Annotated in this window: 6 protein-coding genes; 4 read left to right on the top strand and 2 right to left on the bottom strand. The window is 43.4% G+C overall.

Annotated features, from left to right (window positions below; translation table 11 throughout):
• Positions 1-230: 230 nt before the first annotated feature.
• A complete protein-coding gene (locus ACJ751_RS00610; protein WP_407743423.1) occupies positions 231-938 on the bottom strand; it encodes an ABC transporter ATP-binding protein in 708 nt (235 codons plus the stop codon).
• A 9-nt stretch (positions 939-947) separates the two neighbouring features.
• Positions 948-1,244, bottom strand: coding sequence for an Asp-tRNA(Asn)/Glu-tRNA(Gln) amidotransferase subunit GatC (gene gatC, locus ACJ751_RS00605; RefSeq protein ID WP_407743422.1), 297 nt, complete (start codon positions 1,242-1,244; stop codon positions 948-950).
• 191 nt (positions 1,245-1,435) lie between these two features.
• Between gatC and trpS the strand changes: the two genes are divergently transcribed.
• The 4 genes from trpS (at position 1,436) to ACJ751_RS00585 (ending at position 6,190) form a co-directional block, all read left to right on the top strand.
• A complete protein-coding gene (trpS, locus tag ACJ751_RS00600) occupies positions 1,436-2,446 on the top strand; it encodes a tryptophan--tRNA ligase (RefSeq protein WP_407743421.1) in 1,011 nt (336 codons plus the stop codon).
• A 99-nt stretch (positions 2,447-2,545) separates the two neighbouring features.
• Entirely contained in the window at positions 2,546-3,181 is a 636-nt protein-coding gene (locus tag ACJ751_RS00595; RefSeq protein WP_407743420.1) for a deoxynucleoside kinase, read from the top strand.
• Between the two features lie 7 nt (positions 3,182-3,188).
• A complete protein-coding gene (locus tag ACJ751_RS00590) occupies positions 3,189-4,667 on the top strand; it encodes a sulfatase-like hydrolase/transferase (protein WP_407743419.1) in 1,479 nt (492 codons plus the stop codon).
• A gap of 50 nt (positions 4,668-4,717) precedes the next feature.
• A complete protein-coding gene (locus ACJ751_RS00585; protein WP_407743418.1) occupies positions 4,718-6,190 on the top strand; it encodes a hypothetical protein in 1,473 nt (490 codons plus the stop codon).
• Positions 6,191-6,232 lie beyond the last annotated feature (42 nt).

Genomic DNA, 6,232 nt, shown 5'->3' with positions numbered 1-6,232 from the left:
TGAGTGGTCAGTGGTGGGCAGGCAAAGGGCAGAGGGAAGGATCGGCAATCGGCAATCCTGAATCGTGAAACGTCAAACGTGAAACGTGAAAGGGTTCGCGAGAATGTAACGTTCCCTACTATTTTCATTTCTCCTTCCTTTCACCTCTTGTCCATTATCAACTTCCAACTTAATACCTCCTAACCTTCCTCTACCTCGTTAACTTGTCAACTCGTCAACTCGTCAACTTGTTAACTCGTCAACTCGCCAACAACTACCTTCTGCTTATCGCTTTCAATCAACCCATCCCGTAAACGCACAATACGGTTGGCATGATTCGCAATATCTTCTTCGTGTGTAACCAGTACAACGGTATTGCCAGCCGACTGTATCTGGCCAAATATCTGCATGATCTCTATAGATGTCCTGGTATCCAGGTTTCCGGTAGGTTCATCGGCCAGAATGAGCGAAGGGTTATTTACCAGCGCCCGGGCAATGGCCACGCGCTGACACTGACCACCCGATAATTCATTGGGTTTGTGATGGCTTCTGTCTTCCAGCCCCACTTTTTTTATTACATCCATCGCCATCTCCGTGCGTTCCTTGCGGCCAACACCTGCATATACCAGTGGTAAGGCTACGTTTTCCAGTGCAGTAAGCCGGGGCAGCAGGTTGAACTGCTGAAACACAAAACCGATTTCTTTATTACGCACATCGGCCAGGTTATCATCGGCCATTTTACTTACGTCCTGACCATTCAGCACATACTGGCCGGCAGAAGGGGAGTCGAGACAGCCAAGAATATTCATCAGGGTACTTTTGCCGGAACCGGAGGGCCCCATCAGGGCTACATATTCATTTTTATGAATATCCAGGTTAATGCCTTTCAGCACCTGCAATTCCTGTTTACCCATGAAGTAGCTCTTACGAATATCTTCAAGATGAATGATTGAACTCATAGAATAAGTTTATTCCTGTTTTTTAATAACCTTGGGCACTTTGAAGAACGTACCATCTGAGTCGGGGGCGTTTTTAAGTGCTTCTTCGCGGGTAATGGAACCTTTTATCTCATCTTCACGCAACACATTGATGGCATCGGTCATATGTAAAAGCGGTTCCACCCGCTCCGTATTCAATTCATTCAGTTTGTCGACAAAATGAATCATTCGTTGCAGGTCTTTCTTAATTATTTCTTTTTCCTGATCGTTGAACTGCAGGCGGGCCAGGTTGGCCAGGTTCTGAACCAATGCGTCATTTACTTCCATACAAACAAAAATAACTTTTTAAGGCACAAGGGCCAAGATTTCAGGGCACAAGGCTTTATTAGTAGGTATAATTTTGATTTTCAGATTTTTGTACCTTATACTTGAATCTCATGCCTTGTTACCTGGGCCTTGAACCTTGTGTCTTGAGCCTTGAGCCTTGTACCTTGTTTCTTCTTATCTTCGCCCTCCTTATGCAAAGTGTTAATAAAGAGATTGTCATGAGCGGCATCCGCCCTACCGGGTTTTTACACCTGGGTAACTATTTCGGGGCGTTGCGCAACTTCGTGCGGATGCAGGAAGAATACAACTGCTTTTTTATGGTGGCCGACCTGCATGCATTGACCACCCTTCCCGATACAAAAGAGTTAAAAAATAATATAATCCGGGTCCTGGCTGAGCACCTGGCCTGCGGTCTCGATCCCGATAAATGTGCGCTGTACTGCCAGAGCCATGTTTATGAAACTTCAGAGTTGTACCTGTACCTGAATATGATTGCCATGGTGGGGGTACTGGAAAAGACGACCACCTTTAAAGACAAGATCCGTTTGCAGCCGGGAAATATAAATGCCGGATTGCTGACCTATCCTGTATTACAGGCAGCCGATATTTTGTTACACCGCGCCAAACTGGTACCGGTGGGTAAAGACCAGGAACAACACCTGGAAATGGCCAGAGATTATGTAAACCGTTTCAATCACCGCTATGGGGGTGAAGTGTTCCCTGAACCCTTTGCTTTTAACTATGGCAGCGAACTCATAAAAGTGCCCAGTCTCGATGGCGCAGGCAAAATGAGTAAAAGTGAAAACCAATACGCCACCTTATACCTCAGCGATCCCGACGACCTGATCCGCAAAAAAGTAATGAAGGCTAAAACAGATAGCGGACCCACAGAACCAAACACGCCTAAACCCGATTACATCGAGAACATCTTTTTGCTGATGAACCTGGTAAGTGCCCCGGATGTTATTAAGAAATTTGAAGAAGACTATAACGCATGTACCATCAGGTATGGTGATATGAAAAAGCAACTGGCCGAAGACATGGTACGCTTTATAGCGCCTATACGCGAAAAAGCCGAAGCCATTCAGCAGGATACCAACTACCTGAAAAAAGTGATGACCCAGGGAGCTGAAAAAGCCCGGGCCAGTGCACAAACTACCATGCAAATGGTTCGCGAAGCCATTGGGTTGAATTATTATTAAAAAAGCGCGGTCAACAGGTTTAAAACCGGAAAGAATTAATATCTTAAATTTTTGATTGCCCCGACAAATCGGGACGAAACGGGATAGAACTCTATAATAATGGCAAAAGCAAAAAAACCGAAGCATATTGCTGTAGCGGGTAATATCGGTGCGGGCAAAACTACGCTCACCGAGCTCCTCAGTAAACATTATCGCTGGATACCCCAGTTTGAAGATGTAGACCATAATCCCTATCTCTTCGATTTTTATGATGATATGCCCAGGTGGAGTTTTAACCTGCAGATCTATTTCCTCAACAGCCGCCTCAAACAACTGAACGATATTCATCGCGGTACCGAAACCATCGTACAGGACCGTACTATATATGAAGATGCTTATATCTTCGCGCCCAACCTCCATGAAATGGGGTTAATGAGCAAGCGCGATTTTGATAACTACTTCCAGTTTTTTGAAACATTAAAAACAATGGTGCAACCACCCGATCTGCTCATCTACCTGAAAGCATCGGTGCCAACCCTGGTTGCGCAAATACAGAAACGTGGCCGTGAATATGAGGAGAATATCCGGCTCGATTACCTGAAACGCCTCAATGATTTCTACAATAAATGGATCGATGGCTACAAAGAAGGTCCGTTGCTGGTGATAGATATCGATAAAAACAAGTTCCCCGAAAACGATGAACACCTTGGCGATATCATCCGCAAGATAGATTCCCAGTTATATGGTTTGTTCTAATTGACGTATGCAAAAGCTTCAACAAATTCTTAAAGTCCCTTATTATTTCCAGTGGCTGATCCTGTTTTTTGTGTTGCATCAGTATACTGAGTTTATGGGTTTCATAAGAATTTCATCGATGCTTTTACTGATAGTAGAACTGAGTGCAGCGGCCTGGATACTTTTCTTTCTTTTCCGGAAAATGTACCGTGATGCACATAAGGCCGCTTTGCTGGTTTCGGTACTGTTCTTCTGTTATTTTTTCTTTGGCGCCATTCAGGATGCACTGGCCGGCTACCGCCCGCTTTTTAAATGGTCGTTGTTCCCCCGGTTATTGCCGGTAATGCTGTTGGTTTGTGCTGGTACATTTATAGGATTGTTCAGGTATAAAAGATCGCCGGTAAAGTTAACCCGCTTTTTAAGTGGGGTGTTTGTAACATTGATGCTGTTTGATACCTGTTTAATACTATGGCAGGCAGCTACTGTAAAACAGCCTAAAGCACCCATGGCGGCTGAGTCAATAAAACCACTGGCCGATACCGCTGCTAAACCAGATGTGTATTTGATCCTGCTGGATGAATACCTGGGCTCATCGGGTTTGCAGGAATATTATCATTACGACAACAGCGTTTTTGAGTCTTTTTTAAGGCAGAAAGGGTTTCATATAAATACCAGCTCGCGAGGTAATTACCACGCCACTATTTATGCTATGGCCTCCATGCTCAATATGCGGTATCTCGATACAACAGAAGTGGGCCATAGTCCCGGGTTTATATATAAAAATATGATCAGGCTGATAGATCGTAATGCCGTGGTTGAATATTTTAAACGCTTTAACTATTCCATTCATAATTATTCGCCTTTTGTAGTAGGCGGTATCGATCCCAAATATCATTTCTCCATGGTGCCCTGGGATATAGAACTGATCACTTTCAGAATGCTGTATGCCCGCACGGTTGGCAGGATCATTTACGCGGAGCCGCAGGACTATATTGATCTAAGCCCCGTAACAACCTGGTTCAACAAAAAACTCGCTGCTATCTACGAAAAACAAATGCAGGGCGTGTTGGATTCGGCCGGCCGGCAATCACCTGCTTTTACTTATCTGCACCTGCTTATGCCCCATAAACCCTTTATATTCGACAGTACCGGTAAATTTGCCAATACCTACAAAGCAGTAAAAGGCCATAAGCAATCGGGAATAGATAAATTATATCTCCAATATCTGGTCTATACCAATAAGCGCCTGATGAAATACCTGGATCAATTATTTGCCGCCACGCAGGGTAAAGCGGTGATTATGGTAATGAGCGATCATGGTAATCGCGATGCTGTTGCAATGCCGGATAAATTTTTCGGCTTTACAAATTTCAACGCCATCTATCTCCCCAATAAAGATTACCATTTATGGTACGATAGTGTAAGCAATGTGAACCAGTTCCCCTTACTGTTTAATACCTTGTTCGGGCAACAGATACCCCTCAAAAAAGATTCTTCCGTTTATTAATTATGGTAATGAAACAGATTCCCAGTTATACGGTTTATTCTGATTGGCGTATGCCAAAGCTTCAACAAATACTTAAAACTCCGTACTATTTCCAGTGGCTTATCCTGTTCTTTGTGCTGCATGGGTATAATGAATTTATAGGTTATATACGGCTTTCATCGCTGTTACTACTGATCGTAGAATTGAGCGCTGTTGCCTGGGTATTATTCTTTCTTTTTCGAAAAATGTACCGCGACGCGCATAAGGCTGCTTTACTTGTTAATGTACTGTTCTTTAGTTATCTTTTTTTCAGTGCCGTTCAGGATGGGCTGGCTGCACACCCACCCCTTTTAAAATGGTCGCTGTTCCCCAGGTTATTACCGGCTTTTATCTTGCTTTGTTTATTCACCTTTGTGGCATTGTTCCGATATAAAAGATCACCGGTTAAATGGACGCGCTTTTTAAGCGTTATTTTATTAACGCTCGTGCTGTTTGATACCTGTTCAATAATTTGGCAGATGGTTACCGGGAGACCACCTAAAGACCCTGTGGTGGCGGCGTCAATTAAACCGTTGGCCGATACCGTGATTAAACCAGATGTTTATTTGATATTACTGGATGAATACATGGGCACAGCTGGGTTACAGGAATATTATCACTATGACAATAACGCCTTTGAATCTTTTTTAGAACAGAAGGGATTTCATATAAATACCAGATCGAGCAGTAATTACCCCTACACTGTCTATTCAATGGCGTCGATGTTCAATATGCGATACCTCGAGCCTGCAGAATTTGGCTCTACCAAAGACTTTGGTTATAAAAGTATGATAGGGTTGATTGATCATAATGCTGCTGTTGAATACTTTAAACGGTTTAACTATACCATTCATAATTATTCGTTTTTTGCTTTTGGAGGTATAGAACCCAACTACCATGTAATGCCATGGGATATTGAATTAATCACCTCCAGAATGCTATATGCCCGTTCAATAGCAAAGATCGTTTACGGAGGACCCCAAAGCCACATTGATTTGAGCCCTATACAAAACTGGTTTAATAAAAAGCTGGCCGCTGATCATGAAAATCAGTTACAGGGCACGCTGTCCGCTGCGGGGAAGCAATCACCCACCTTCACCTATCTGCACCTGCTAATGCCTCATAATCCCTTTATCTTCGACAGCTCCGGTAAAGCGCCTGATACCTATAAAGCCATAAAGGGTAATGTAATATTGGGATTAGATAAATGGTACCTCCAATACCTGGTTTATGCCAATAAGCGTATAATGAAATACCTGGAACAGTTGTTTGCAGCTACGAAAGGTAAAGCGGTGATCATGGTAATGAGCGATCATGGGTATCGCGACGCTACGCGGATACCGGGCAAATTTTTCGGCTTTACAAATTTCAACGCCATTTATCTCCCCAATAAAGATTACCATTTATGGTACGATAGTGTAAGCAATGTAAACCAGTTCCCCTTGCTGTTTAATACCTTGTTCGGGCAACAGATCCCCCTCAAAAAAGATTTTTCCGTTCACTAATAATGGTAATTCGAAAAAGGCGCTGTTTCCTTTAATTCCTGT

This window comes from Niastella sp. (assembly GCF_045805085.1).
Lineage (GTDB): Bacteria > Bacteroidota > Bacteroidia > Chitinophagales > Chitinophagaceae > Niastella.
Note: the sequence above shows the minus strand (reverse complement) of the source record. Positions and strands in the feature narration are given on the sequence as shown.